29 protein-coding genes and 3 tRNA genes are annotated in these 24,577 nt (G+C 61.6%); 16 read left to right on the forward strand and 16 right to left on the reverse strand.

Features of this window, described 5'->3' with window-relative positions; genetic code table 11:
* Window positions 1-23 precede the first annotated feature (23 nt).
* The 3 genes from ACR0K1_RS09885 (at window position 24) to ACR0K1_RS09895 (ending at window position 5,202) form a co-directional block, all read left to right on the forward strand.
* On the forward strand, window positions 24-1,184 hold the full coding sequence (locus ACR0K1_RS09885) for an alpha-hydroxy acid oxidase (RefSeq protein WP_480850384.1): 1,161 nt from the start codon (window positions 24-26) through the stop codon (window positions 1,182-1,184).
* A gap of 121 nt (window positions 1,185-1,305) precedes the next feature.
* Window positions 1,306-4,743 (forward strand): pyruvate carboxylase, encoded by a 3,438-nt coding sequence (locus tag ACR0K1_RS09890; RefSeq protein ID WP_480850386.1) that lies wholly within the window; start codon window positions 1,306-1,308, stop codon window positions 4,741-4,743.
* 75 nt (window positions 4,744-4,818) lie between these two features.
* Complete coding sequence (locus ACR0K1_RS09895) at window positions 4,819-5,202, forward strand: MAPEG family protein (protein ID WP_480612975.1); 384 nt, start codon at window positions 4,819-4,821, stop codon at window positions 5,200-5,202.
* 27 nt (window positions 5,203-5,229) lie between these two features.
* On the opposite strand, the gene ACR0K1_RS09900 is transcribed toward ACR0K1_RS09895, so the two are convergent.
* Window positions 5,230-5,379 (reverse strand): hypothetical protein, encoded by a 150-nt coding sequence (locus ACR0K1_RS09900; RefSeq protein ID WP_480612973.1) that lies wholly within the window; start codon window positions 5,377-5,379, stop codon window positions 5,230-5,232.
* 146 nt (window positions 5,380-5,525) lie between these two features.
* Between ACR0K1_RS09900 and ACR0K1_RS09905 the strand changes: the two genes are divergently transcribed.
* The 3 genes from ACR0K1_RS09905 (at window position 5,526) to ACR0K1_RS09915 (ending at window position 6,660) form a co-directional block, all read left to right on the forward strand.
* Window positions 5,526-5,600, forward strand: a tRNA-Gly gene (locus ACR0K1_RS09905).
* A gap of 33 nt (window positions 5,601-5,633) precedes the next feature.
* A tRNA-Gly gene (locus ACR0K1_RS09910) sits at window positions 5,634-5,708 on the forward strand.
* Window positions 5,709-5,793: 85 nt separating this feature from the next.
* Window positions 5,794-6,660: a GNAT family N-acetyltransferase gene (locus tag ACR0K1_RS09915; RefSeq protein WP_480612971.1), complete on the forward strand. Its 867-nt coding sequence runs from the start codon at window positions 5,794-5,796 to the stop codon at window positions 6,658-6,660.
* A gap of 3 nt (window positions 6,661-6,663) precedes the next feature.
* Here ACR0K1_RS09915 and ACR0K1_RS09920 read toward each other — a convergent pair whose 3' ends face one another.
* The gene (locus ACR0K1_RS09920) at window positions 6,664-6,903 is read right to left on the reverse strand and encodes an Lrp/AsnC family transcriptional regulator (RefSeq protein ID WP_155147317.1); all 240 of its coding nucleotides are present in this window, start codon (window positions 6,901-6,903) and stop codon (window positions 6,664-6,666) included.
* Between the two features lie 154 nt (window positions 6,904-7,057).
* Between ACR0K1_RS09920 and hisB the strand changes: the two genes are divergently transcribed.
* Window positions 7,058-7,645 carry an imidazoleglycerol-phosphate dehydratase HisB gene (gene hisB, locus ACR0K1_RS09925; protein WP_480612969.1) on the forward strand — a complete coding sequence of 196 codons (588 nt, stop codon included), beginning with the start codon at window positions 7,058-7,060 and terminating at the stop codon, window positions 7,643-7,645.
* Window positions 7,646-8,284 carry an imidazole glycerol phosphate synthase subunit HisH gene (gene hisH / locus ACR0K1_RS09930; RefSeq protein ID WP_480612967.1) on the forward strand — a complete coding sequence of 213 codons (639 nt, stop codon included), beginning with the start codon at window positions 7,646-7,648 and terminating at the stop codon, window positions 8,282-8,284. It begins immediately after the preceding gene.
* A 3-nt stretch (window positions 8,285-8,287) separates the two neighbouring features.
* On the opposite strand, the gene ACR0K1_RS09935 is transcribed toward hisH, so the two are convergent.
* A complete protein-coding gene (locus tag ACR0K1_RS09935; RefSeq protein WP_480612965.1) occupies window positions 8,288-8,686 on the reverse strand; it encodes a DUF2147 domain-containing protein in 399 nt (132 codons plus the stop codon).
* Between the two features lie 133 nt (window positions 8,687-8,819).
* On the opposite strand from ACR0K1_RS09935, the gene hisA reads away from it, so the two are divergent.
* Window positions 8,820-9,539 (forward strand): 1-(5-phosphoribosyl)-5-[(5-phosphoribosylamino)methylideneamino]imidazole-4-carboxamide isomerase, encoded by a 720-nt coding sequence (hisA, locus tag ACR0K1_RS09940; protein WP_480612963.1) that lies wholly within the window; start codon window positions 8,820-8,822, stop codon window positions 9,537-9,539.
* A gap of 1 nt (window position 9,540) precedes the next feature.
* On the opposite strand, the gene ACR0K1_RS09945 is transcribed toward hisA, so the two are convergent.
* Window positions 9,541-9,987, reverse strand: coding sequence for a DUF302 domain-containing protein (locus ACR0K1_RS09945; RefSeq protein WP_480612961.1), 447 nt, complete (start codon window positions 9,985-9,987; stop codon window positions 9,541-9,543).
* Window positions 9,988-10,107: 120 nt separating this feature from the next.
* Here ACR0K1_RS09945 and hisF point away from each other — a divergent pair, with 120 nt between their 5' ends.
* The 3 genes from hisF (at window position 10,108) to ACR0K1_RS09960 (ending at window position 11,820) form a co-directional block, all read left to right on the forward strand.
* The gene (hisF, locus tag ACR0K1_RS09950; RefSeq protein ID WP_480530064.1) at window positions 10,108-10,869 is read left to right on the forward strand and encodes an imidazole glycerol phosphate synthase subunit HisF; all 762 of its coding nucleotides are present in this window, start codon (window positions 10,108-10,110) and stop codon (window positions 10,867-10,869) included.
* Window positions 10,866-11,183 (forward strand): phosphoribosyl-ATP diphosphatase, encoded by a 318-nt coding sequence (locus ACR0K1_RS09955; protein ID WP_480612959.1) that lies wholly within the window; start codon window positions 10,866-10,868, stop codon window positions 11,181-11,183. Before hisF ends, ACR0K1_RS09955 begins: the two co-directional genes overlap by 4 nt.
* Window positions 11,184-11,256: 73 nt before the next feature.
* Window positions 11,257-11,820, forward strand: coding sequence for a hypothetical protein (locus ACR0K1_RS09960; protein ID WP_480850391.1), 564 nt, complete (start codon window positions 11,257-11,259; stop codon window positions 11,818-11,820).
* Here ACR0K1_RS09960 and ACR0K1_RS09965 read toward each other — a convergent pair.
* The 4 genes from ACR0K1_RS09965 to rlmB all read right to left on the reverse strand — a co-directional run bounded on the left by ACR0K1_RS09965 (window position 11,817) and on the right by rlmB (window position 14,117).
* Window positions 11,817-12,293, reverse strand: a complete 477-nt coding sequence (locus ACR0K1_RS09965) for a CoA-binding protein (RefSeq protein ID WP_480612955.1) — start codon at window positions 12,291-12,293, stop codon at window positions 11,817-11,819. The two genes, ACR0K1_RS09960 and ACR0K1_RS09965, sit on opposite strands and share 4 nt — an antisense overlap.
* Before the next feature lie 196 nt (window positions 12,294-12,489).
* Entirely contained in the window at window positions 12,490-12,942 is a 453-nt protein-coding gene (locus tag ACR0K1_RS09970) for a YHS domain-containing (seleno)protein (RefSeq protein WP_480612953.1), read from the reverse strand.
* Between the two features lie 106 nt (window positions 12,943-13,048).
* Window positions 13,049-13,363 carry a hypothetical protein gene (locus ACR0K1_RS09975; RefSeq protein WP_480612951.1) on the reverse strand — a complete coding sequence of 105 codons (315 nt, stop codon included), beginning with the start codon at window positions 13,361-13,363 and terminating at the stop codon, window positions 13,049-13,051.
* Window positions 13,344-14,117: a 23S rRNA (guanosine(2251)-2'-O)-methyltransferase RlmB gene (gene rlmB, locus ACR0K1_RS09980; protein ID WP_480612949.1), complete on the reverse strand. Its 774-nt coding sequence runs from the start codon at window positions 14,115-14,117 to the stop codon at window positions 13,344-13,346. Before rlmB ends, ACR0K1_RS09975 begins: the two co-directional genes overlap by 20 nt.
* A gap of 115 nt (window positions 14,118-14,232) precedes the next feature.
* On the opposite strand from rlmB, the gene ACR0K1_RS09985 reads away from it, so the two are divergent.
* A tRNA-Tyr gene (locus ACR0K1_RS09985) sits at window positions 14,233-14,316 on the forward strand.
* A gap of 127 nt (window positions 14,317-14,443) precedes the next feature.
* Here the strand turns inward: ACR0K1_RS09985 and ACR0K1_RS09990 are convergent.
* The 5 genes from ACR0K1_RS09990 to ACR0K1_RS10010 all read right to left on the reverse strand — a co-directional run bounded on the left by ACR0K1_RS09990 (window position 14,444) and on the right by ACR0K1_RS10010 (window position 19,875).
* Window positions 14,444-14,965, reverse strand: coding sequence for a DUF2478 domain-containing protein (locus tag ACR0K1_RS09990; RefSeq protein ID WP_480850394.1), 522 nt, complete (start codon window positions 14,963-14,965; stop codon window positions 14,444-14,446).
* A gap of 68 nt (window positions 14,966-15,033) precedes the next feature.
* Window positions 15,034-15,699 carry an NnrU family protein gene (locus ACR0K1_RS09995; RefSeq protein ID WP_480850396.1) on the reverse strand — a complete coding sequence of 222 codons (666 nt, stop codon included), beginning with the start codon at window positions 15,697-15,699 and terminating at the stop codon, window positions 15,034-15,036.
* A 105-nt stretch (window positions 15,700-15,804) separates the two neighbouring features.
* Window positions 15,805-17,868 (reverse strand): ABC transporter permease, encoded by a 2,064-nt coding sequence (locus ACR0K1_RS10000; RefSeq protein ID WP_480612944.1) that lies wholly within the window; start codon window positions 17,866-17,868, stop codon window positions 15,805-15,807.
* Window positions 17,865-18,914, reverse strand: coding sequence for a quaternary amine ABC transporter ATP-binding protein (locus tag ACR0K1_RS10005; RefSeq protein ID WP_480850398.1), 1,050 nt, complete (start codon window positions 18,912-18,914; stop codon window positions 17,865-17,867). The genes ACR0K1_RS10000 and ACR0K1_RS10005 overlap by 4 nt, the downstream gene beginning before the upstream one ends.
* A 10-nt stretch (window positions 18,915-18,924) precedes the next feature.
* Window positions 18,925-19,875 carry an ABC transporter substrate-binding protein gene (locus ACR0K1_RS10010; protein WP_480612941.1) on the reverse strand — a complete coding sequence of 317 codons (951 nt, stop codon included), beginning with the start codon at window positions 19,873-19,875 and terminating at the stop codon, window positions 18,925-18,927.
* Between the two features lie 401 nt (window positions 19,876-20,276).
* On the opposite strand from ACR0K1_RS10010, the gene ACR0K1_RS10015 reads away from it, so the two are divergent.
* Both ACR0K1_RS10015 and ACR0K1_RS10020 read left to right on the forward strand, forming a co-directional pair.
* Window positions 20,277-20,939 (forward strand): DNA-3-methyladenine glycosylase I, encoded by a 663-nt coding sequence (locus tag ACR0K1_RS10015; RefSeq protein ID WP_480612939.1) that lies wholly within the window; start codon window positions 20,277-20,279, stop codon window positions 20,937-20,939.
* Between the two features lie 42 nt (window positions 20,940-20,981).
* Window positions 20,982-21,668, forward strand: coding sequence for a hypothetical protein (locus ACR0K1_RS10020; RefSeq protein ID WP_480850401.1), 687 nt, complete (start codon window positions 20,982-20,984; stop codon window positions 21,666-21,668).
* Window positions 21,669-21,672: 4 nt separating this feature from the next.
* Here the strand turns inward: ACR0K1_RS10020 and ACR0K1_RS10025 are convergent, their stop codons facing one another.
* On the reverse strand, window positions 21,673-22,068 hold the full coding sequence (locus tag ACR0K1_RS10025; RefSeq protein ID WP_480612935.1) for a c-type cytochrome: 396 nt from the start codon (window positions 22,066-22,068) through the stop codon (window positions 21,673-21,675).
* A gap of 98 nt (window positions 22,069-22,166) precedes the next feature.
* On the opposite strand from ACR0K1_RS10025, the gene ACR0K1_RS10030 reads away from it, so the two are divergent.
* Window positions 22,167-22,604: a DMT family transporter gene (locus tag ACR0K1_RS10030; protein WP_480612933.1), complete on the forward strand. Its 438-nt coding sequence runs from the start codon at window positions 22,167-22,169 to the stop codon at window positions 22,602-22,604.
* Here the strand turns inward: ACR0K1_RS10030 and ACR0K1_RS10035 are convergent.
* Together ACR0K1_RS10035 and ACR0K1_RS10040 are read right to left on the reverse strand one after the other, a co-directional pair.
* Entirely contained in the window at window positions 22,588-23,274 is a 687-nt protein-coding gene (locus tag ACR0K1_RS10035; protein ID WP_480850403.1) for an ABC transporter ATP-binding protein, read from the reverse strand. The genes ACR0K1_RS10030 and ACR0K1_RS10035 overlap by 17 nt on opposite strands.
* The gene (locus ACR0K1_RS10040) at window positions 23,267-24,562 is read right to left on the reverse strand and encodes a lipoprotein-releasing ABC transporter permease subunit (protein WP_480850405.1); all 1,296 of its coding nucleotides are present in this window, start codon (window positions 24,560-24,562) and stop codon (window positions 23,267-23,269) included. Before ACR0K1_RS10040 ends, ACR0K1_RS10035 begins: the two co-directional genes overlap by 8 nt.
* Window positions 24,563-24,577: the final 15 nt, after the last annotated feature.

Genomic DNA, 24,577 nt, shown 5'->3' on the forward strand with positions numbered 1-24,577 from the left:
CGGTGCAGGTCGGATCAATCCTCATGGACCTTCACAGCAAGTATCCCGGTATTGCAGATTTGAAGCGCCACGCGCGGCGCAGGTTGCCTCGGTTTGTCTGGGACTACATCGATAGCGGAACCGGGGCAGAAAAGGCCCGGCAGCGAAATCGCGACGCGCTGGATCGGGTTGGGCTCATGCCGTCGATCCTGCATGGCGAGTTGGACTATTCCACCGGCGTTCAGTTTCTGGGGCGGGATTACCCTCTGCCATTCGGCATTGCGCCGATCGGTATGTCCGGGCTGGTCTGGCCGGATGCGGAAGGACATCTGGCGCGGGCCGCCAAGGCGGCGCGTATCCCCTATACCCTGTCCACCGTCGCCAGCCAGATGCCCGAGGATCTGGCCCCGCATATCGGCGAAAACGCATGGTTTCAGCTTTATCCGCCCCGGGATCCGGAGATACGTACAGACATGCTGCGCCGGGCCAGGGAGGCCGGGTTTGGCACATTGGTTCTGACAGCGGACGTTCCTGTGGCCTCCAGACGCGAACGGCAAACCCGTTCGGGCCTGCGGCAGCCCCCGAAACTGACACCCCGCCTGCTGGCTCAGATCGCCCTGCGCCCGGCCTGGGCCATGGGGATGGCGCAAAGCGGGGTGCCGCATATGCGCACGCTGGACAAGTACATCGACAACTCGGTTGATCTGCCTCCGACGGCGCATATCGGATATTTGCTGCGCACCTCTCCGGATATGGACTATGTCAAATGGCTGCGGGACAACTGGGATGGGCCATTCATCGTCAAAGGTGTGTTGCGCGCCGAAGATGCTGACCGCCTGAAACAGGCCGGAATTGACGCCCTGTGGGTGTCGAATCACGGCGGACGGCAGTTTGACGGCGCCCCCGCCGGCATCGACGCGCTGCCCGCAATCCGTTTGGCGACGGACCTGCCCCTGATCTTTGACAGCGGCGTCGAGGGGGGGCTGGATATACTACGGGCGTTCGCGCTGGGGGCGGATTTTGTCATGCTGGGCCGCGGTTTCCTGTACGGCCTTGCGGCGCTGGGGGCAGATGGGCCCGCACATGTCATAGATATTCTTCGGCAGGACATGCTTGCCAATATGGGGCAGTTGGGGGTCGAGACCCCGGAAAAATTGCGCGGTCAGGGCATCAGGATTGATGCTGCAATGCAGCGCGTGTATTAAGCCTGCACATATAAGCGGCGTTTGCGAGCGATAACATGCCGGTTCTACCCAGAACTACCTATGTACCTGCGCGTATTGTCCGCCTAGAAAAACGGCCAAACAAGTAGGACCGGGACCTGACATGACCGACTTCAAAAAGATCCTGATCGCCAATCGCGGCGAAATTGCCATTCGCGTAATGCGCGCCGCAAACGAGATGGGCAAACGCACCGTCGCGGTCTTTGCCGAAGAGGACAAGCTGGGCTTGCACCGTTTCAAAGCGGATGAGGCCTATCGCATTGGCGAGGGGATGGGGCCGGTTGCCGCCTATCTGAGCATCGATGAAATCATTCGCGTCGCCAAGGAATGCGGCGCTGACGCGATCCACCCGGGCTACGGCCTGCTGTCGGAAAACCCCGATTTTGTGGATGCCTGTGTGCAGAACGGCATCACTTTCATCGGTCCCAAGGCCGAAACCATGCGCGCACTCGGCGACAAGGCCAGCGCGCGGAAGGTGGCGATTGCCGCTGACGTTCCGGTCATCCCCGCGACCGAGGTTCTGGGCGATGACATGGATGCCATTCGCAAGGAAGCCGCCGAGATTGGCTATCCGCTGATGCTTAAAGCGTCCTGGGGCGGCGGCGGGCGCGGCATGCGGCCGATCCTGTCGGAAGACGAACTGGAAGAAAAAGTGCTGGAAGGCCGCCGCGAGGCCGAGGCCGCCTTTGGCAATGGCGAGGGCTATCTGGAAAAGATGATCACCCGCGCCCGCCATGTCGAGGTGCAGATTCTCGGCGACAAGCATGGTGAGATTTATCACCTTTATGAACGCGACTGCTCGGTTCAGCGCCGCAACCAGAAGGTCGTTGAACGCGCCCCTGCCCCTTACCTGAGCGACGCACAGCGTGCCGAGATTTGCGAGCTGGGCCGCCGCATCTGTGCCCATGTGAACTATGAATGCGCGGGGACGGTCGAATTCCTGATGGATATGGAAACCGGCAAGTTCTACTTCATCGAGGTGAACCCTCGCGTGCAGGTCGAACACACCGTTACCGAAGAAGTCACCGGCATCGACATCGTGCAGGCCCAGATTCTGATTGCCGAGGGCAAAACGCTGGCTGAAGCAACCGGCGCGGCAAGTCAGGCGGATGTGCAACTGAACGGGCACGCGTTGCAGACGCGGATCACCACCGAGGATCCGCAGAACAACTTTATCCCGGACTATGGCCGCATCACCGCATATCGGGAAGCAACCGGCATGGGCATCCGCCTGGATGGCGGCACCGCCTATTCGGGCGGGGTGATCACGCGGTATTACGACTCGTTGCTGACCAAGGTCACGGCCTGGGCACCAACGCCGGACATGGCAATCGCCCGGATGGACCGCGCCCTGCGCGAGTTCCGCATTCGTGGGGTCAGCACCAATATCGACTTCGTCATCAACCTGCTGAAGCACCCGATCTTCCTGTCGAATGAATACACCACCAAATTCATCGACACGACGCAGGACCTGTTTACCTTCAAGAAACGCCGCGACCGGGGCACCAAGGTTCTGACCTACATCGCGGATATTACGGTAAACGGGCATCCCGAAACCAAGGACCGTCCCGAACCGCGCGCCGATCTGAAAGAGGCCAGGCCCCCCGCTTTGAAAGCCGAACCGCAGATGGGCACCCGCAACCTGCTGGAACAAAAGGGTCCGCAGGCCGTGGCCGACTGGATGAAGGCGCAGCGGCAGTTGCTGATCACCGACACCACCATGCGCGACGGGCATCAATCGTTGCTGGCGACCCGGATGCGCTCGATCGACATGATCAAGGTGGCGCCGACCTATGCGGCGAACCTGCCGCAACTGTTCAGTGTCGAATGCTGGGGCGGTGCAACCTTCGACGTTGCCTATCGCTTCCTGCAGGAATGCCCGTGGCAACGTCTGCGCGACCTGCGCGAAGGGATGCCGAACCTGATGACCCAGATGCTGCTGCGCGGGGCCAACGGGGTTGGCTACACCAACTATCCCGACAACGTGGTGCAGGAATTCGTCCGTCAGGCCTCGCAAAACATCGATGTGTTCCGCGTGTTCGACTCGCTCAACTGGGTCGAGAATATGCGCGTGGCGATGGATGCCGTTGTTGAGAACGGCAAGATCTGTGAGGGTACTGTTTGTTACACCGGTGATATCCTCGACCCCGACCGCGCCAAGTATGACCTGAAATATTATGTCGGCATGGCCAAGGAACTGCGCGATGCAGGCGCGCATGTGCTGGGCCTGAAAGACATGGCTGGCCTGCTGAAACCGGCCTCGGCCCGCATCCTGATCCGGGCACTTAAGGAAGAGGTCGGGCTGCCGATCCACTTCCACACCCACGACACCGCAGGCATCGCCAGCGCTACCATTCTGGCTGCCTCCGAGGCGGGCGTGGACGCGGTGGATTGCGCGATGGACAGTTTCTCGGGCAACACGTCTCAGGCGACGCTGGGCACCGTGGTCGAGGCGCTGCGCCATACCGAGCGCGACACCGGGCTGGACATCAAGGCCATCCGCGAGATCAGCGATTATTTCGAGGCCGTGCGCGGCCAGTACGCGGCGTTCGAATCCAGCCTGCAGGCCCCGGCGTCCGAGGTTTATCTGCACGAGATGCCCGGCGGCCAGTTCACTAACCTCAAGGCGCAGGCGCGGTCCTTGGGACTGGAAGAGCGCTGGCACGAGGTCGCCCAGATGTATGCCGACGTGAACCAGATGTTCGGCGACATCGTCAAGGTAACGCCTTCGTCGAAAGTGGTGGGCGACATGGCGCTTATGATGGTCAGTCAGGGCCTGACCCGCAGTGACGTGGAAAACCCGGCGACCGACGTGGCTTTTCCGGATTCCGTCATCGACATGATGCGCGGCAATCTGGGTCAGCCTCCGGGCGGGTTCCCCGACACGATCATCAAAAAGGTGCTGAAGGACGAAGCCCCCAACACCGACCGCCCCGGCAAGGATGTGCCCGCCGTCGATCTTGAGGCCACCCGCGCCGATCTGTCGAAGCAGTTGGAAGGCAAAGAGGTCGATGACGAAGACCTGAACGGCTATCTGATGTATCCCAAGGTGTTCCTTGATTACATGGGCCGCCACCGGACCTATGGCCCGGTCCGCACCCTGCCCACACGCACCTTCTTCTACGGGATGGAGCCGGGCGAAGAGATCACCGCCGAGATCGATCCGGGCAAGACGCTGGAAATCCGCTGTCAGGCCATCGGCGAGACCGATGAGAAGGGCGAAGTCAAAGTGTTCTTCGAACTCAACGGTCAACCCCGCGTGATCCGGGTGCCGAACCGCCTTGTCAAAGCCTCGACATCACAAAGACCCAAGGCCGAGGCCGGCAATCCCAACCATATCGGCGCGCCGATGCCGGGCGTTGTGGCCACCGTTGCCGTAACCGCCGGTCAGGAGGTCAAAGAAGGCGACCTGCTGCTGACCATCGAGGCGATGAAGATGGAAACCGGCATCCATGCCGAGCGTGACGCGGTGGTCAAGGCTGTCCACGTTCAGCCCAGCGGCCAGATTGACGCAAAGGACCTACTGGTCGAGTTGGAGTGACCGATCTAGTTTATTGACTGATCTGCGGGCCGTCCGGATATCCGGGCGGCCCGTTTCACGACCAGGGAGGGAACAATGCTGTCCATCACGCCGATCTACGCCGCGTTGCTGGCGATCATCTATGTCGGCCTTAGCGGCTGGGTCATCAACACCCGGCGGAGCCACAAGATTTCGTACGGCGATTCGGGTGATACCGCGATGCTCAAGGCGATGCGGACGCATTCCAACTTTGCCGAATACGCCCCGTTCGGGCTGCTGCTGATCGCAATGGTCGAGTTGCAGGGGGCCAGCGGCCTGCTGGTGAACCTGCTGGGGTTGTGCCTGCTGGCCGGGCGGCTTTGCCATGTCTATGGCTTTGGCAAGACCCCGCAAATCGTGATTCTGCGCCAGATCGGCATGGTGCTGACCTTTGCTGCCATACTGGTTGCCGCTTTCGTCAATCTGGGACTGGCGCTCTGAACTCTTGGCGTCCGGGCGGGCCGGATATCACCCCGCCAGACGCCCCGCTACGACCGTATGCGCCGATTGCCACATCTGAACGTCGGCCTCTGGCTCTGGCACAACATGGGTCACAATCGCGGCGACGGCCATCAGAATGGCCAGTGCTGCGATTTTGAAACTCTCTTTGTTTTTCACCTGTCACCTCGAACTTTTTAGTCCTGTCTAAAGGTTCAACGCAGGTCCGGCAGATTTCCGTCGCGGCAAAAGAAATTTTCCTGCAGATGCGTTTTTCCGCTTGCAGGCACCCGTTGGAATTAATACATCCCTCCTCACTCAACGGCGCGGGCGTAGCTCAGGGGTAGAGCATAACCTTGCCAAGGTTAGGGTCGGGCGTTCGAATCGCCTCGCCCGCTCCATTGAGAGGTCTTTGGACCACATAAGTATCTGATGCGGGCGTAGCTCAGGGGTAGAGCATAACCTTGCCAAGGTTAGGGTCGGGCGTTCGAATCGCCTCGCCCGCTCCAGATACCAAACCTTCCTTACATGCTGGTTCTTTTGCCGGGCTTGCGTCATTCTGGCCGCAATCACATGCCTGACGGAGATACGCCCATGCCCGAATATGAAATTCGCGCGCTGACACCGGACGAGGTTCAGATGGCCGTCGATTGGGCGGGTCAGGAAGGGTGGAACCCCGGACTTCACGACGCGACCTGTTTCCACAGCTCGGATCCGCATGGGTTCAAGGGCGGCTTTCTGGACGGTCAGATGATCGCGTCGGCCTCGGCTGTGAATTACGACGATCACTATGCGTTTCTGGGCTTTTACATCGTGCAACCCGCCTATCGCGGATCGGGATACGGCCTGCAGGTCGCCAACGCGGTCAAGGCCCATTGCGAAGACCGGAACATGGGCATGGACGGCGTGGTCGAACAGCAGGAGAATTACCACAAGTTCGGCTTCACGCTGGCCTATGACAACTACCGCTTCGGCGGCACGGCGCGGGACGTCTTGCGCACGCTGGGCCGGGATACGCAGGATCATGTTGCACCCCTGAACGCCCTAACGAACGAATTGAAGACCTATGACCGCGGCCTGTTCCCTGCCGAGCGTGATACCTTCCTGCATGGCTGGCTGGACGCGCCGAACCACGTTTCGCGCGTGTTCGAGGACAACGGGCGGATCAGGGGCTATGCGACGCTGCGGCGGTGCCTGAACGGATACAAGGTCGGGCCGCTGTTTGCGGATAACGAAGACATCGCCCGCGCGCTGCTGGTATCGCTTTTGACCACCCTGCCGGAAGGCCAGATGGGCAGCGAGGTGTTCATCGACATGCCCAACCCGAACGCGCAGGCAATGGCTCTGGCTGACCATCTTGGGCTGAACAAGGTGTTCGAGACCGGCCGGATGTATTCCAGCCACGCGCCGGATGTCGATCTGGATCGGATTTACGGCATCACCACGTTTGAGCTGGGCTGACCCTCAGAACGCCTTGAAGGTCATCGTTGTCAGCGACCGCTCGATATTCGGAATCACCAGCAGGTTTTCGTTGATGAAATGGCCGACATCGTCGGTTTCGGGGATGTAGAGCTTCAACAGCAGGTCATATTCGCCGCTGGTGGAATAGAGTTCGGAATGAATTTCGCGCAGGGCGATATCCTCGGCCACCTTGTAGGTGGTGCCGGGTTTGCAGCGGATCTGTATGAAAACGCAGGTGGACATGGGCCGGGCCTTGTTGGTTCGTGTTGCCCGCAGGCTGGCATGGGCGGCGCGTGGGTGCAATCCCCTGCAACAGTTCGCCACGAAGGCATAAAGCAGTCTGGATAGGCCGCCCGTCCACGTCTATAAGCGCCCCTGTAGCAAAAGGAATTCGCCCATGCGCAGCGCTAAGTTCAGCCGTCAGACCGCCGAGACCGAGATTGTGGTCGAGGTCAATCTGGACGGCACCGGCCAGTATGACAACCAGACCGGCGTCGGCTTCTTCGATCACATGCTGGACCAGCTTGCGCGCCATTCGCTGATCGACATGACGATCCGCGCCAAGGGCGATTATCACATCGACGACCACCACACGGTCGAGGATACCGGCATCGCGCTGGGTCAGGCGCTGACACAGGCTTTGGGCGACAAGAAAGGCATCCGGCGCTATGGCGAATGCCATCTGCCCATGGACGATGCGCAGGTGCGCTGTGCGCTGGACCTGTCGGGCCGCCCATTCCTGATCTGGAATGTGGACTTGCCCACGCCCAAAATCGGCACTTTCGACACAGAACTGGTGCGCGAGTTCTTTCAGGCGCTCAGCACTCATGGCGGCATCACGCTGCATATCGACCAGTTGCACGGCTTCAACAGCCACCACATCGCCGAGGCTGCCTTTAAGGCTGTCGCGCGCGCGTTGCGGGACGCGGTTGAGACCGATCCGCGCAAGGCAGATGCGATTCCGTCCACCAAGGGCGCGCTGTAAATGCTGACGGCCATTATCGACTACGAAAGCGGCAACCTGCATTCCGCCGAAAAGGCGTTCCAACGCATGGCGCGCGAGGTGGATGCAGGTGAGGTTGTCGTGACCTCGGACGCCGAAATTGTCGCGCGGGCGGATCGTCTCGTGCTGCCGGGTGACGGGGCCTTCCCGGCCTGCGCGGCAGAGTTGCGGGGCCACAAGGGTATCTATGATGCGATGGTCGAGGCGGTCGAGCAGAGGGGCCGCCCGTTTCTGGGCATCTGCATTGGCATGCAACTGATGGCCTCGAAGGGTCATGAGTATTCCGAGACCGATGGGCTGGGCTGGATTGCCGGGGATGTTGTGAAGATCGAACCGTCAGACAGCGCGCTGAAGGTGCCACATATGGGCTGGAACGATCTGGTTCTGGAAAGCGCTCACCCGGTGTTCGAGGGCGTGGCGTCGGGCGATCACGCCTATTTCGTCCACTCCTACCATTTCCGCGTCACCGATCCTGCGCAGCGGCTGGCCTATGTGGAGTATGGGCAAGAGGTCACGGCCGTGATCGGCCGCGACACGATGGTTGGGATGCAGTTCCACCCCGAGAAAAGTCAGGACGTGGGCTTGCGCATGATCGGGAACTTCCTGACCTGGAGGCCCTGAAATTCAGCGAATGCGGGTCCAGGTTTGCCCCCGGCAGACCAGCCCTCCGGCAACGCAGCCTTTGACAGTCAAGGCATTGCCGTCGAGAGTCATTTTCGAGTTATAGGTCTTGTCGCGATCCGGGGCCCATATCTTACCGTCGGCGTAATTGCCATCGCCTTCGGGCACCATATCCCAGATGATCTGCTTACCCAGAATATCGGAATTCAGATCCTCATTACCTTGCGCATCAAATACGTTGTCGATAGTTCCACAAATCGCGCTGCCGCATTCGGCAATCGACACGTGAAGGTACGAGCCGGTGTCACCCGGTGCGGTCTTCCACAGACCATCCGCCGGATCATCCGCCAGAGCGGCGGTGGCCATCGCGGCAAAACCGGCTGCAAGAGTAAATGTCTTCATAAGTTCCTCCCTGTATTGTGGCCAGTCTGACCTGCCATTCGGCACCGGGCAAGATTGACTTAGCGTCGCGTTGCACCCCTGCCCCGCCTGTGCGATATCCCGCGCGTGTAACAGTGATATAGGACCGCCCGACATGATCCTCTACCCCGCTATCGATCTGAAAGACGGCCATGCCGTGCGCCTGCTGCGTGGTGAGATGGACAAGGCCACGGTTTTTAACGAAGACCCGGCTGCGCAAGCCCGCGCTTTTGTCGAGGCCGGGTGCGAGTGGCTGCATCTGGTCGATCTGAACGGGGCCTTCGCAGGGGAACCGGTGAACGCGGCCCCGGTCGAGGCGATCCTGAAGGCCTGTGACGTGCCGGCGCAACTGGGCGGTGGTATCCGCGACATGGCCACCATCGAGACCTGGATCGACAAAGGTCTGGCGCGGGTGATTCTGGGCACGGTCGCGGTCGAGAACCCCGATCTAGTGCGCGAAGCGGCCAAAGCCTTTCCCGGCAAGGTCGCCGTGGGCATCGACGCCCGCAACGGCATGGTCGCTACCAAGGGCTGGGCCGAGGAAACCGACGTGCAGGTCACCGATCTGGCCCGCAGTTTCGAGGACGCAGGCGTCGCGGCGATCATCTACACCGATATCAACCGCGACGGCGCGATGCAGGGCCCCAACATCGAAGCCACGGCAGCGTTGGCGCAGGCGGTTTCGATCCCGGTAATTGCCTCGGGCGGTGTCAGCTCTCTGGACGACCTGATCGCCCTGCGCGATTGCGGCGTCGCGCTGAACGGCGCGATCTCGGGCCGGGCGCTCTATGATGGCGCGATTGACCTGGCCCAGGCCATCCGCGCCCTGAACTGAGTTACTGCGCGGCAGCTGCGGTCAGTTTCGCCAAAGCACCGCGCATCTTTTCGATGACCGGCGATTTCTCGACCTCGTCAAGCTCATCCATTGTCTCTTTCGGGTCTTCATAGGCCAGCCAGACCTGCCCATCTGCATCCTGATAAGCCTGCACTTTTAGCGGCAGGAACAGCCCCGCACGCGGGTCGATCTGCATGGCGGGCGTGCCCAAGGCCGGGTTACCGAAGATCAGTACCTGATTGGGCGGGATCGGCGTGCTGACCTTTTCGGCCCCCGCCGCGTGGTCGATGCGGGCAAAGACGGTGGCGCCCGCATTGCCCACGGCAGCTTCCAGCGCGTCCAGCACCTCGGCCACGGATTTATTGGTTTCTACCTTGATAATGTCGTCAGCCATGGCGGACAGGGTGCCTCCGAAAGTGAGAAGTGAAGCCAGCAGAAGATGTCGCATAACAGAATTCCTTTTCGTGAATTTCACCCCTAATTTCCATGGCTTCGCGCCGGATCACAATCACAAGTCTGGCATCGGCGGGGCTTTGCCGGTAGAGGTGCCCTCAACAAAGGACGCCCCATGCTGAAAACCCGTATCATTCCCTGTCTCGATGTCGCCGATGGCCGTGTGGTCAAGGGCGTGAATTTCGTGGGCCTGCGCGATGCGGGCGATCCGGTGGAATCCGCCAAGGCCTATGACGCCGCCGGGGCGGATGAGATCTGTTTTCTCGATATTCACGCGACCCACGAAAATCGTGGCACCATGTTCGATGTTGTTCAGCGCACGGCAGAGCAATGCTTCGTGCCGCTGACTGTGGGGGGCGGTGTCCGCACCAAGGATGATGTGCGCGCCCTGTTGCTGGCGGGGGCGGACAAGGTCAGCTTTAACTCGGCGGCTGTGGCCAACCCGGACGTGATCGCCGAGGCAGCCGACCAGTTCGGCAGCCAATGCATCGTCTGCGCCATCGACGCCAAGACCGTCAGCCCCGGCAAGTGGGAGATTTTCACCCATGGCGGGCGCAAACCGACAGGAATCGACGCGGTAGAGTTCGCCAAAACGGTTGTTGCCAAGGGCGCGGGGGAAATTCTGCTGACCTCGATGGACCGTGACGGCACCAAGGCCGGGTTCAACCTGCCCCTGACCCGCGCGATTTCTGATGCGGTGGACGTGCCGGTGATTGCTTCGGGCGGTGTCGGCACTCTGGACCATCTGGTCGAAGGCGTGACCAAAGGCGGGGCCAGCGCCGTTCTGGCGGCTTCGATCTTTCATTTCGGCGAATATACTATCCGCGAGGCCAAGGAACACATGGCCGCCGCTGGCATTCCGATGAGGCTGACATGAGCATCCTGCACGATCTGGCCGCCACGATTGAAGCCCGCAAAGGCGCTGACCCCGACAGCAGCTGGACCGCAAAGCTGCTGGCCAAAGGGCCCGAAAAATGCGCCGAGAAGTTCGGGGAAGAGGCCATTGAGGCCATAATCGAAGCCGTCAAAGGTGACCGGGACAAGTTGACCACCGAGGCGGCGGATGTGCTCTACCACCTGCTTGTCATGCTGGCCGCACGGGATGTGGCGCTGGATGATGTCCTGGCGGAACTGGCGCGGCGTCAGGGTGTCAGCGGGATCGCTGAAAAAGCCGCGCGGCCTAAAGGGTAAGGCGCGGGCTTTCAACAACGCGCCCTGCCCTTTATGATCGGGGCTCCCGGTTCACAAGGCAAAGGGCATCGGAATGATCAGAGCTTTGGCGCTAGTGGTGACCTTTGCCCTGCTTGGCGCCTGCGCCGCACCGCCGCCTTCAACCGGGGATGAGGTGCAACGGCTGGCCGCCGAAATCCAAAGCCTCGGCCCCGATATCGATCCCGCCGAGGCCGACCGCGCCGCCCGCATCGCCTATGCCTATACCGCGCAACTGGCGCAGGAATACCAGATCACCGACCCGCCGTTGATCCACAACGCCAAGGTCAACAAGGGCCTGCGCCCGCGCGGTCTGTGCTGGCATTGGGCCGAGGATATCGAGCGGCGCCTGCGCCAGGAAAACTTCGACACGCTGACCCTGCACCGGGCCATCGCCAACGCGGACAACCCGTTCCGCATCGACCACAGCACGGCGATCATCAGCCGCAAGGGTGACTCGATGCATGACGGCGTGGTGCTGGACCCTTGGCGCTATGGCGGGGTTTTGTTCTGGTCTCCGCTGATGGAAGACACGCGGTATGACTGGGTGCCGCGCGATGTTGTTCTGGAAAAGCGCCGTCAGGAACAGGTGGCGCGGCTGAAGCCATACAAAGGTTAAGTCTGCAGCTTCGAAGATATGATCCCGGTGCTGAACCCGCCCATGCGCAGTTCCCCGAACAGGCGCTGATACTCGATCTTGGGACACCGGTTCATGACCACATCGACGCCCCGCGCCTGCGCTGTGGCTGCCGCCCCTTCGTGTTCGACGCCGATTTGCATCCAGATCGTCTGCAGGTCGGGAAAGGCCTGCAGCGCCTCATCGACAATGGGCGGGACAGCTTCGGAGCGGCGGAAAATATCCACCATATCAACAGGCTCACTGATATCGTACAGGCTTTGCCGGACCGTTTGCCCGAACAGTTCCTTGCCCGCATGGCCGGGATTGACGGGGATGACCGTGAACCCTTTCAGCGACAGGTACCGCGCCACATAATAGCTGGGCCGCACGGGGTTCATCGACACGCCGACCACCGCCACGGTTTTGGTGCGTGTCAGGACATTTTTCAGGAATTCGTCGGAATATTCGGGCATGGGCGCATCCTACGCAGGGTCCCGAGAAGAAAAAAGCGCCCAAGATGACTTGGGCGCAAGTTTTGGAACGAGGGACAGTGAAATGACCCGCGGCAGTTCCGTTCCGCGGTCACTGTGACATTTAGGCATAAATCTGGCGAAAAAAAGAGGGGGCGCGCATTTTTGTGATGACATCTCACAAAAAGCGGAGATTCGCCTATTCGCGGTACAGGGCTGACGGCCAGTTTTCTTCGGCCATGTGGATGTATGCGGCGCGATCATCCCGCCACATTTCCTCGATCTCCGGCGAATGCGTCAGGTACAGGCGCCCATCGACCACCTGCCATGCCTGCGGGTCGGTGCTTTTGAGCTGCCCGTAGGCCATCGCGTACGAGCAATACCCCCCAAACTGAGGCGCAAAGGCGCGCGGGTTGGCTTCGAAAAGTTCACGGTTTTCCTGAGACGCGAAATGCCATTCGGCGCCTTTCCACACCACCGCAATCTCGGGCTGCCCCCTGACCGGCGTATCGCCTTCGAAATAGGACACGGGATCGTATCCCGACATCGCGGCCCCTTCGGACGCAAAGTAGACAGGGACATCCTGCGCAGAGACGGCAGAACCAAAAGCAGCGGCGAACAGCGCGCCGGAAAGAAAACGTCGGGTCAGCATGGCAAGTTCAGAATCATGATATCAGGGTACCAAACTGCAACTTTTCAGGCCGCATTAAACCCCCGTTGACAGGGTTGTGAACGTTTTTTGACCCGCACCGTGCGGGTCAGTCAAAGATATCCTCGACCACATCCCAAGCTTCTTCCATCGCGCGTGACCAAAGGCTTTTCTTCTTCTTTTTCTTTTTGGGCTTTGGCTTTTTCAGCCCAACGCCTTCCCCATACCGGGCCGGACGTTCAGCCACCTTTTTCCGAGGCAGCATTTTCAGGTCATGCAAGGGCGCGCCACAGCTGGAACAGCTGAGCTCGTGCCGATCCTTGCCCTTCAGGACCAGCGCGGCGCGGGTCCCGCAATAGCAGCAGGTGGCGATTTTTGACGGGCTGGGAATGGCGGCCTCCTGCTTACCTGTAACGGGATGCATATAGGGCGATTGCCGCCGCATTTGATACGTTAAGCGACCCGAACCCGCCGGCTGCGTCAATTTTCACCAGGTGATCGACGGTTTCCTTGGTTTTCTGCCGCAGACCGGGCCCTTCGGCCCCCAGCACCAGCGCCACCGGGCGGTCCCGCTGGCCGTCCAGCGTGGTTTCGATGGTCGCGTCGGCCTCGCCATCCAACCCGAGAACCAGATACCCCATGCCCTGCAGTTCCACGATCGTATCCGCCAGATTGCGCACCCGCAGATAGGGCTGACGCTCCAGCGCGCCGCTGGCGGTTTTGGCCAACGCCCCGGTTTCGGGGGCCGAGTGGTGACGGGTGCCAATCACGGCGCTGGCCCCCAGCACCTCGGCCGAGCGCAGAATCGCCCCGACGTTATGCGGGTCCGTCACTCGGTCCAGCAGAATGACCCGAGGGTGTTCGCGCCCGATGCAATTCTCGGCCAACCCGGCCCAGTCCAGCGGCTTGACCTCAAGCGCCGCGCCCTGATGGACCGAGCCCGGATCAATCGGAGCGGTGAATTTGCGCGGATCGACCACTTCCGCCTCAATCCCCGCAAAATCAATGGCATCTGCCAGTTTATCACGGGCATTTCGGGTCACGATCAGCCGCAATTTTTGCCGTTTCGGGTTCATCAGCGCATCGCGCACGGCGTGGAGACCGAACAGCCAGACGGTCTCACTCGCGGCGGCTTTGCGCGCCTGTTCCTTCTCGACGACCCACTTGGGTTTCTTCATTTCAGGGCCTCCGGGCCGGGAATTCGGTTTCCTGCGTCAAAGCGGTATTTTCCTGTTGACGCTCCTTTGGTGCGCTAGTAATCACGCCTCCACGTCAGGTGCAACGCCTGACAGTGGGCGACAGGCCGCAAGGTGTGGCAGGGGACTGTAACTCCCTCGCGGAGACGCACGCCTGGTTCGATTCCAGGGTCGCCCACCACTTCCTACAAAGCTTCTATACACGAGCGGCCAAGCCCCGAGCCCGTCGAGGGTGCTGTCAAACAGAACGGTCTGCAAGTTGGCACAGATTCCTCGATCTGCGCCCGACCAGCCTGACCGTCGGGGGTTCAGGCCGCCTGCGTGCGGTCCGCCGTGATGCGGTTGAACCAGTCCGTGATCGCCTGCAGGTCCGCCGCAAGTTGTTCGGCCTCACCACCAGTGAAGTCCTGAAACTTTTCGCTGTTCAAACCGTTCACGCCAACCAGCACCGGAATGTCCCGCGCCAGCGCCTCGGCGATGACGGGGCGGAAACCGCGGCCGTCGGCCTCGTGCTTGCCGAACTTGTTGATGATGAGAAGCTGCGGCGCATCGTCAAGCGACGCGGTGACATACCCCACAGCCTGTTCCAGAGCCGCCGGGTCCAGACGGCATCCGCGCGACTGTGTGCCCAGCGATTGCGAAATCCGGATGGTCTCGCCCTCGGGCAGAACGCGGACATCCATGTCGCATTTGCTGCTGTCTGCGCATTCAGTGTTGGTCTGTACCACTCCGGCCAGTTTGGCGCCCAAGTTCTGCAGGTGTTCGGCAACCGCGCTGAGCAGACGGTCCGTCGCGCCGCGATCGGTTGTTGTGACATAGGCCAGATACATTCAGGGACCCCTTCGCAAAGTTCGATATTCCAGATAGCACGCCAACGCCCGCCCGACCACTCCCCCGTTTACGGCAGGGGCGACAGGCCGATCACAGGTGCGTGCAGGTGTAACAGCACCGCAAAAGCGGCGAGTGAAGCAAGCCAGACCCAGAGCGGCGGCAGGGGCCTTGGTACGCGGAACGACAGGCGCGCGGTGTTGTGGGACATCCGCGGCCAGTCGGCCCCCATGTCCCGCGCCTTGCGGCGGTCAATCAGGACCATTCCCATAGCGGCGAAGCCCGCAAACAGGCCGAAAAGGATGACGTGGGACAGGCTGCCATTGACCAGCAGATGCGCTACCGACCACAGCATAAGCGCCGCAAGGATGGGATGGCGCGTTGTGCGCAGGATGCCGGGCTGTTCCGGATCGAAAGGGCGAGTACCCAATCCGCCGAACGAAAACGGGTTCCGGATCGCCAGCCCGGCCATTGCCAGCCAGCAGACGACGGGCATGATCAGCACCGGCACCCAGCGCAGTATGGGAAGCGGCGGGATGATCTCGACATATGGCGCTTGCGCGGCGGCGATGACCAACCACCCCAGAACAAGCAGGGACAAGGTGGAATAAGCCGCGAAATACGTCCGGCGACCAAGCGTTTCAATCAGCCAGCCACGCACCATTGGGCGCACGGGAATCATGTGGCTGAGCAGGAAGGTGATCAGCGCCGCTGCGAAAAAGCCCCAACCGGACATGATGTTCTCCGAACCCGTTTTTGCCCGGTTTATCTGCCTGCGCGAGGGCGGTCTTTGTCCGAAGTCAAGTCGGGCGGCGGGGCGGTTGCCCGCCCCTGCCCTGTCTTATAGGCCCAGCGCCTTGCGCCGTTCCTCGGCAAAGCCCTGCACCATGCGGTCGGCGATCAGCGCGAGGATGGCCATCGCCGCCCCGGCTGAGATACCAAGCCCCACATCCGCCTGCCCCAGCGCCAGATAGATCGACTGACCCAGACCGGTGGTGCCGATCAGCGCCGCGATCACCAGCATCGCAAAGGCATAAAGGATGGTCTGGTTCAGCCCCAGCAGGATGGTCGGCGCGGCATAAGGCGCGCGCACGTCGCGCATGATCTGCCACTCGGTCGCACCGCTGGAAATGGCGGCCTCCATCATTTCCTCGGGCGTGTTGACCAGCCCGTGCCGCGTGTAGCGGATCATCGGAACGATGGCATAGGCACAAATGGCGAGGAAGGCCGAGAACTCTCCGATCTGAAAGACCATCAGCACCGGGATCAGGAACACGAACAGAGGGATCGTCTGCAACATGTCGCAGATCGGGCGCACGATGGTCCAGACCGGCGACCAGACCGCGCTGGCCAGGCCGATCAGCCCGCCCAGCACGGCGCAGAAGAATACCGCAGCACCGCTTAGGTAGAGCGACAGCAACGCGCGTTCCCAAAGGCCCGAGACGAGGATGGTGCAGAGCAGCCCCACCGACAGCGCGGCCAAACGCCAGCCGCCAGCGACCCAGCCCAGCGCGGCAGCGCCGGTCAGGACAAAGGGCCAAGGCAGGTTGGCGATGCCGGTCTCCAACATGCCGATCAGGATCAGAACCACCAGCCCTCCGGTCAGATGCCCGCGCCACGCCATCATCAAGGCGATGGCGGCACCCACGGCAAAGAGGCCGTAGCTCATCGCGGGTGTCCATGCGAAGCCCCAAGTGAAAGGCAGCACCGCCTGATCCAGCCCGATCCGCAGCGGCAGCAGCACGTAGAACAGCGAATTGTTCTTGAGCGCATCCAGCCACGGCCCGTTGGCCTGCGTGAACGCGGTCAGGCCGCTGTCGATCGCCTCGGCCATCGGGTCCAGAACGGTCAGTTCGGACGGGTTCGGCAGCCAGGCCCAGAAAGCGGCGGTAAACAGTACCGCAAAGCCCAGCATCGCCCAGACAACGCGGCTGTCATAGCGTTTGCGTTCGGTGGCCAGAGTGCCGCTCATCCGGTCAATGACGACGGCAAAAACAACGATGACCAGACCGGCCATCAGGGATTCGCCGAACTGCGCCTTGCGCATGGTCAGCAGGACCTCCCAGCCGATGTCGTTGAAGCCGCCGATGACAGCGGCGATGATCACCATCGACAAGGCCGCCATCAGGCATTGGTTCACACCGACCATGATCTGCGTGGTCGCTGCCGGGATCTCGACCTGAAACAATTGCTGGAAGCGGGTGCCGCCGGACATGATGGCGGCTTCCTTGATCTCGGATTCGACCCGTTCAAGCCCCAGCATCACGTTGCGCGCCATGGGCGGGGCCGCGTAGATGGCCGAGGCGATCAGACCGACCACCGGGCCAAAGCCAAAGAGCAGCAGCAGCGGCGTCAGATAGGCGAAGGTCGGCACGGTTTGCATGATGTCCAGCACCGCCTGCACGAATGACTTCACCCGAGGCACCTCGTTCGCGAGGATGCCGATCGCGCCGCCCATGATCAGCGCAACCGGAACAGACACGGCGACCAGAGCCAGCGTATTCATGCTTTCGGCCCAATAGCCCGAGGCAAGAACGAAGCTGAGGCCAATGAACCCCAGCGCCGCCATTGGCAGGCCACCCAGATACCAGCCCAATGCAGTGACGATACCGATCAGGATCGGCCAGGGCGTGTTGCCCAGCACATAATTGGCGGCATCCATCGGATAGGTCATCAGGTCCGAAAACAGCCGCATGGCCGGTTTGATGCCGTTCAGAAACCAATCCAGAAACGCCCCGACCCACTGTGTCGCGGGCAGTTCCCACGCGGCGGGCCATTTGACCAGCCACGGGGCGTGCGCTTCCAGTGCAAGACACACCGCACCAACGATCACGGTGATCAGGGCGGCCTGCGCCCCCGCGGTCAGGCGTGCCTGCTGCGCGGGGATGTCCGTCACGGCGGTCATGTCTCATCCACCTGTAAGGCCGCGGCCAGATCCGACGGATGCACCGTGCCGACGACATTTCCCGCAGCATCGCGGACGGGCACGGGATCATATAGCTCCATGCAATGCGCCAAAGCAGCGTCCAACGTCATCGAGGTGGTCAGGCCGGGGTCATCCGGGCCGCATGTGGCCTCATCCCGCATCACCGAGGCGACCTTGGCGTGCTGGCCTTTTGCCACGTCTTTCGAGAACTCGCGCACATAGTCGTCCACCGGACGCAGCACGATATCCGTCGGCGTGCCGATCTGAACGATCTTGCCATCGCGCATGATGGCGATGCGGTCGGCCAGTTTCAGCGCCTCCTGGATATCATGGGTGATGAAGACGATGGATTTCTTCAACGTCGCCTGAATGCGCAGGAATTCGTCCTGCAACTGTCGGCGGATCAGGGGATCGAGGGCCGAGAATGGCTCGTCCAGGAACCAGATATCGGGGTTCACGGCAAGGCTGCGCGCAATCCCCACACGCTGCCGCTGTCCGCCGGAAAGCTGGCGTGGGAAGCTGTCTTCACGCCCCTCCAGACCAACCAGCGAGATCACCTCTTGCGCGCGCGCCAGGCGTTCCTTTTTGCCCACGCCCTGAACACGCAGCGGATAGGACACGTTTTCGGCGACGGTCATGTGCGGGAACAGGCCGAAATGCTGGAACACCATGCCCAGCTTCTTGCGGCGCAGATCGGTCAGCACTTTCTTGGACGCGCCGATGACATTCTCGCCATCCACGCGAATCTCCCCGCCCGTTCCGGGCAACAGTTGCGAGATGCAGCGGATCAGCGTCGACTTGCCCGAACCCGACAGGCCCATGATGACGAACAACTCGCCCTCGCGAACTTCGAAATTGGCGTCCTGAACGGCCGGAATGAACCCACCTTCGCGCAGTTCGGCGGCGGCTTTGTCGGCGTCATTCCCTGACCGAGACAGCGCGTCGGTCAGGGCCTTGTCAGCGCCTTGGCCAAACACCTGCCAGAGGTTCTGGCAGGCGATGGCTGGCGTATTAACGTCGGTCACTTAGGCAAGCTCACTGCGTTGCCGCGTCAACGACCGGACGCCACTTGCCTTCGTTCTCGGCCATCCATGCGGCGACCACTTCTTCGACCTTGCCGCCATCGACGTCGATCGCACCCATCATCGGCTGCTGGTCTTCGACCGCCAGCTGATAATTGGTCAGGATTTCATAGGCAGCGGGCCATTTATCCGCCATACCGCTCCAACCGGCCTTGAAGATGCGCGAAGGCGAGAAATCGCAATCGTTCACTGCATTGGGGTTCGGGCCCCATGCCGGATCGTTGAAGCACGCCTCTTCCCCGGCGGGCAGGTCGACAAACTGCACATCATAGGCCGACATCGCCCAATGCGGCTGCCAGAAGGTGATCAGCAGCGGCGACTTGCGCTCGGTCGAGGCGCGCAGTTCGGCGATCAAGGCCCCCTCGGACCCGGCAGGGACCGCTTTGAACGGCAGCTCAAGCCCGGTCATGCGATCCGCGCCGGGCGTGCCCCAATCCGCCGGATAGTCAACCAGACGGCCGCCGGGCAGCGTTTCCGCCGTGGCAAAGACCTGCGCACAGTCCTTGAGGGCTTCCCACGCGGGCAGACCCGGGCACAGTTCGGCCACGTGCGCCGGGTAGGCAATGCCTTCCTTGGCATCCAGACCCAGATCGCCAATCTCGACGACAGTGCCTTCATCGATCTTCTTGGCGTATTCGTCCGACACGTTCGACGACCAGATTTCCAGCGTCGCATCGATGTCGCCATCGGCCAGCGCCTGGAACTGGTTCATCATGCCAGCGGTGACATATTCCACGTTGTAACCCGCAGCCTTCAGCATCTCACCGGCGACATGCGTGGTGACGTGCTGACCGGTCCATTCGTTGATCGCCAGCTTGATCGGCTCGTCCACGGCACCCATATCCGCCGCCTGCGCCGATCCCGCGACCGCCAGAGCCAGAAGGCTCACACTCAGTTTTTTCATGGATTTTCTCCCTGTCTTCTTACTTTTGCCCACCCCGGCAGGCACAGCCCGCCGGCAGAACTGTCTTGTGACAATACCATGTCGCAACATGCACAAATTTCGCCGGAAAAGGAAAGTCATCAGTTTGAGTGTGGCCGTGAAAAACCCGTCAGGCCAGATTACCGATTTCCCCAACACGGCTTTGCACACCGCCCCGACCCGTCGCGGTTTTCCACCATTCGGCAAAAATCGTTGACTGACGAGTCAATCAGAAACCTTTTTGCGTTCGTTTGTCTAGGATTTCTTTGACAAATCTTCGCAACGCTCGGGCCCCGCCGACCATTATGCACCCACAGTTGGCTGAAAATAACGCTTGCCAAACAAGAACAAAAAGAAAACATTTAACGCGGAGGGTGGCGAACATGCATTCATTTGACGAAATTTTCGAAATGGCGGCAAACCGCCACGGCGGCCCAAAGGCCTTGGCCGAAAAGCTGAGTAAACCCAAAAGCACAGCGGAACTTGCAGCAATGCCCGAGGATCGCTGGCTGTCGATACTCACCAAATGCATCTTTCAGGCAGGGTTCAACTGGAAGGTCATCGAAAACAAGTGGGACGGGTTCGAGGCCGCGTTTGACGGCTTTGATGTCGGGCGTTGTGCCTTCATGGATGACGAAAAGTTCGATTCCCTGCTGCAGGACACGCGCATTGTCCGCAATGGCACCAAGATCGCCACCGTCCGCGACAACGCGGCCTTTCTGCTGGAACTGCGCGAGGATGGCGGCGCGGGACAGGTTCTGGGCGGGTGGCCCTCGACCGACTATATCGGCCTGCTGGACATGCTGGCCAAACGTGGGTCGCGCCTTGGCGGGGCTTCGGCCCAATATGCGATGCGGTTCGCTGGGCGGGACAGTTTCATCCTGTCACAGGACGTCACCGCCCGGCTGATTGCCGAGGGCGTGATCGACAAGCCTGCGACCTCGAAAAAGGCAATGAGCGCCGTTCAGGACGCGTTCAATACTTGGATGGATCAGTCCGGGCGGGGCCTGACGGAAATAAGCCGGGTCCTCGCGATGAGTTTATGAAATCGGCTTGCGGATTGGCAGCCTCGCGCTAGGGTTGATCCTATGGTTTTGCGTGTGCTGTTTTTGGCCCTGTTGCTATTGTCGTCCTGCGGTCGCCCCCTGACCGAGCAAGAGCGCGCATTTGCCACCGCCGTGCAGGGCGACACCCTGAACCTGGATCGTGTCCGGCTGGTCGATGGCGCGCCCGTGACCGAGGTCACCTATTTCCGCGAGGCGCGGCCAAGGCTGGCCTGCCGCGAACGCATCCTGCCACCGATGGAAGAGGGCGAATTCAGAGGAAAACCCGCAGCGGTCGCGCTGTTCAACAAGGTCTATTTTTCGAACGGCTGGTATGTGGAAGACTACATGTCCGACTTCCCGGACGAAATGAATCTGGTCGCCGCCATGCTGCTGGCCCATGAACTGACCCATGTCTGGCAGTGGCAGAACCGCAAGACCACCGGCTACCACCCGCTGCGCGCGGCGTTCGAACATGGCGGGCGCAAGGACCCCTATCTTTTCGATCTGGATAACTCGCCCGATTTCCTGTCCTACGGGTTCGAGCAGCAGGGCGCGATTGTCGAGGAATATGTGTGCTGCCGTGCGCTGGACCCGCAGGCGAAGCGCACACAACGGCTGCACACCATGCTTGGCGCGCATTTCGATCTGTCGCCCCTGCCCGACAAAGGCCGCGAACGCGATGTGGTCATCCCGTGGAGCGATGCAGAAGTTAAGGGCATCTGCAGCTAAGGCCTCAATTCACCTGAATGGTTTTCAGATAGGCCACCAGATCGACGATGGGCTGGCTGGTCAGGACCGGCTGACCTTCGGGCGTTTTGATCGACGTTTCCTGCCCGTCGAAATACGGCCCGTAAACCGGCATCGGGCTGCCATGACTGACCAGCGGCTCGCGCCCGTCGATCCGCGCAACCACGCGGGCGATGGGGAATACGCCATCCTCACCGGCCAGCTTGGTCAGATCGGTCGGCTGGATCACCAGAACACCCGCCATCGGGCCATGCCCCGTCGCCTCGATCCCGTGGCAGGTGGCGCAATAGTGCTGATAAAGCTCGGCGCCTTTGTCCGCCTCTTGCGCTGAAGCCATTGCCGCACAACTGATTAGGCCTGCCCAAAGTACCGCTCTGATCATCGCATCCTCCTGCTCCGATTGACATTTGCAGGCTTGCCCGGCGCGCGGCTTGGCGCAATGATCCAGATCAACGAAAGCAGCAAGCGAGGGTTCGGGCCATGACACAATACGCAGCCATCATGCTGGCCGCCGGAATCGGTGTTCCGATCCTTGCCGCGCTGAACGCCGCGCTGGGGAAACTGATCGGCTCACCCACCGCGGCCGCCGTGGTCTTGTTCGCCATCGCCTTTGGCTCATCCGCGATCGTGATGCTGCTGTTTCCCGGGGTCGAGGCGATTTCCAAAGTGGCGCAGGCCCCCAAACACCTGCTGCTGGCCGGGGTTCTGATCGCCTTCTACGTTCTGTCGATCACCCATGTCGCGCCGCATTTCGGGGTTGGAAACGCGGTGTTCTTCGTCCTGCTGGGGCAGTTGATCAGCACCGCGGCGATTGATCACTTTGGCCTCTTCGGCGCGCAGGTCACGCCGCTGACATGGATGCGCGCGGGCGGGATTGCGGTGATGGCGGTTGGCGTGGCGATCACTCAATTGGCCTGAGCACGCCGCCTTCCAGCCGAACCATCCGGTCCATCCGCGCCGCGAGATCCATGTTGTGGGTGGCAATCAGGGCCGACAGCCCTTCGTCCCGGACCAGCGACATCAGCGCGTCGAACACCTGATCCGAGGTCTCGGGGTCCAGATTGCCGGTGGGTTCATCCGCCAGCAGGACACGCGGCGCATTCGCCAGCGCACGGCAAAAGGCAACGCGCTGCTGTTCGCCACCGGACAGGGCGGCGGGCCGATGCCCCGCGCGTGGCGCGACGCCTACACGATCCAGCAAGGCCATCGCCCGCTGCTGCGCCGCCTTTTCGGACACACCGTTGGCCAGTTGCGGCAGCGTGATATTTTCCAGCGCGGTGAATTCCGGCAGCAAATGGTGAAACTGATAGACAAAGCCCACATCCTGCCGCCGCAGCGCGGTGCGGGTCCGGTCGCCCTTGCCGGTCGCGCTTTGGCCCACGATCTGGACCGCGCCGTCATCCGGCGTGTCCAGCAACCCGGCGATGTGCAAAAGCGTGGATTTGCCCGCCCCCGAAGGGGCGACCAGCGCAACCGCCTCGCCCGCGCGCAGGTCCAGATCGACGCCGCGTAACACCTGAACCTCGCCCGGTGTGCCTTTCAGGTAAGTCTTGGTCAGGCCGCTCAGCCGCAGTGTCACCTCACTCATAGCGCAGCGCCTCGACCGGGTTCAGCCGCGCCGCGCGGCGGGCGGGGAAATAGGTAACAAAGAAGGACAGGCCCAGCGACAGTCCGATGGCCTTGAGCACATCGCTCAGATGCAACTCGGCGGGCAACGCGTAGATGCCGCGAATGGACGGGTCCCAGACGCCGCCGCCCATCACGTAATTCACGAACGAGAATATCGGGTCGATATAGATCGCAAACAGGCAGCCAAGGATCACTCCCATCGCCGTACCGATGATGCCGGTAAACGCGCCGCAGATGAAAAAGACCCGCAGGACCGAGCCTTCGCTCAGGCCGATTGTGCGCAGAATGCCGATATCGCGGCCCTTGTTTTTCACCAGCATGATCAGGCCCGAGACAATGTTCATCGCCGCAATCAACACGAGGATCGACAGGATGATGAACATCACGTTGTCCTCGACCTCCAACGCGCGCAGGAACCCGCCCGAGGCGTCCTGCCAGGTCCAGATCTGGCTGCGCTCGCCTGCGGCCTCGATGATCGGGATCAGGATCGGAGTCAGGTCCTCGGGGCGTTCGACCATCACCTCGATCTCGTCCGCCACGCCTTCGCGGTTGAAAAAGCCCTGCGCCTGAGAAAACGGCATGTAAACGCGGGTGCGGTCGATGTCGTAGCGGCCTGCCGAAAAGACATAAACCACGCGATAGGCATTCACGCGCGGCGAGGTGCCAAAGGCGGTTTTGACCCCGTTGGGCGAGGTCAGCTTGACCGTATCCCCCACCGTTGCCCCGACGCTGCGCGCCACGCCTGATCCGATGGCGATCACATCCTCGCCGCTCTGAAACTGTGACAGGTCGCCCACGGCCTGCTCGCTTTGGGCCACGCCGGGCAAATCGCGCAGATCGTCGGGGCGGATGCCAAACACCTCGACCCCGCTGCTACGGTCGCGGTTGGTGATCAGGACCTGCCCCTTGACCAGCGGCGCGGTGCGCTGAACGCCCGGAACCTGCGCAATGCGCTCGGCCTGCTGCTCATAGTCGGGCATGGTGCGGTCCACGCGCCCCTGCGCGTCGATCTGACCCGAGGAATAGACGGTGACATGGGCGTTCGCCCCCAGAATGGTGCCCACGAACTCGGACCGGAACCCGGACCGGACCGCCAGCGTCGCGATCAGGGCGAAGACAGCCAGCGTGATCCCGATCAGCGAAATCCATGTCATCACGCTGACGCCACCCTCGGCGCGGCGGGCGCGCAGATAGCGCCATGCGATCTTCCATTCGAAAGGGGCAAAAGGCGGGGGGGTCTTGGCCATGCCTGCTCCGGCGGT

Source organism: Ruegeria sp. F5, from assembly GCF_056533845.1.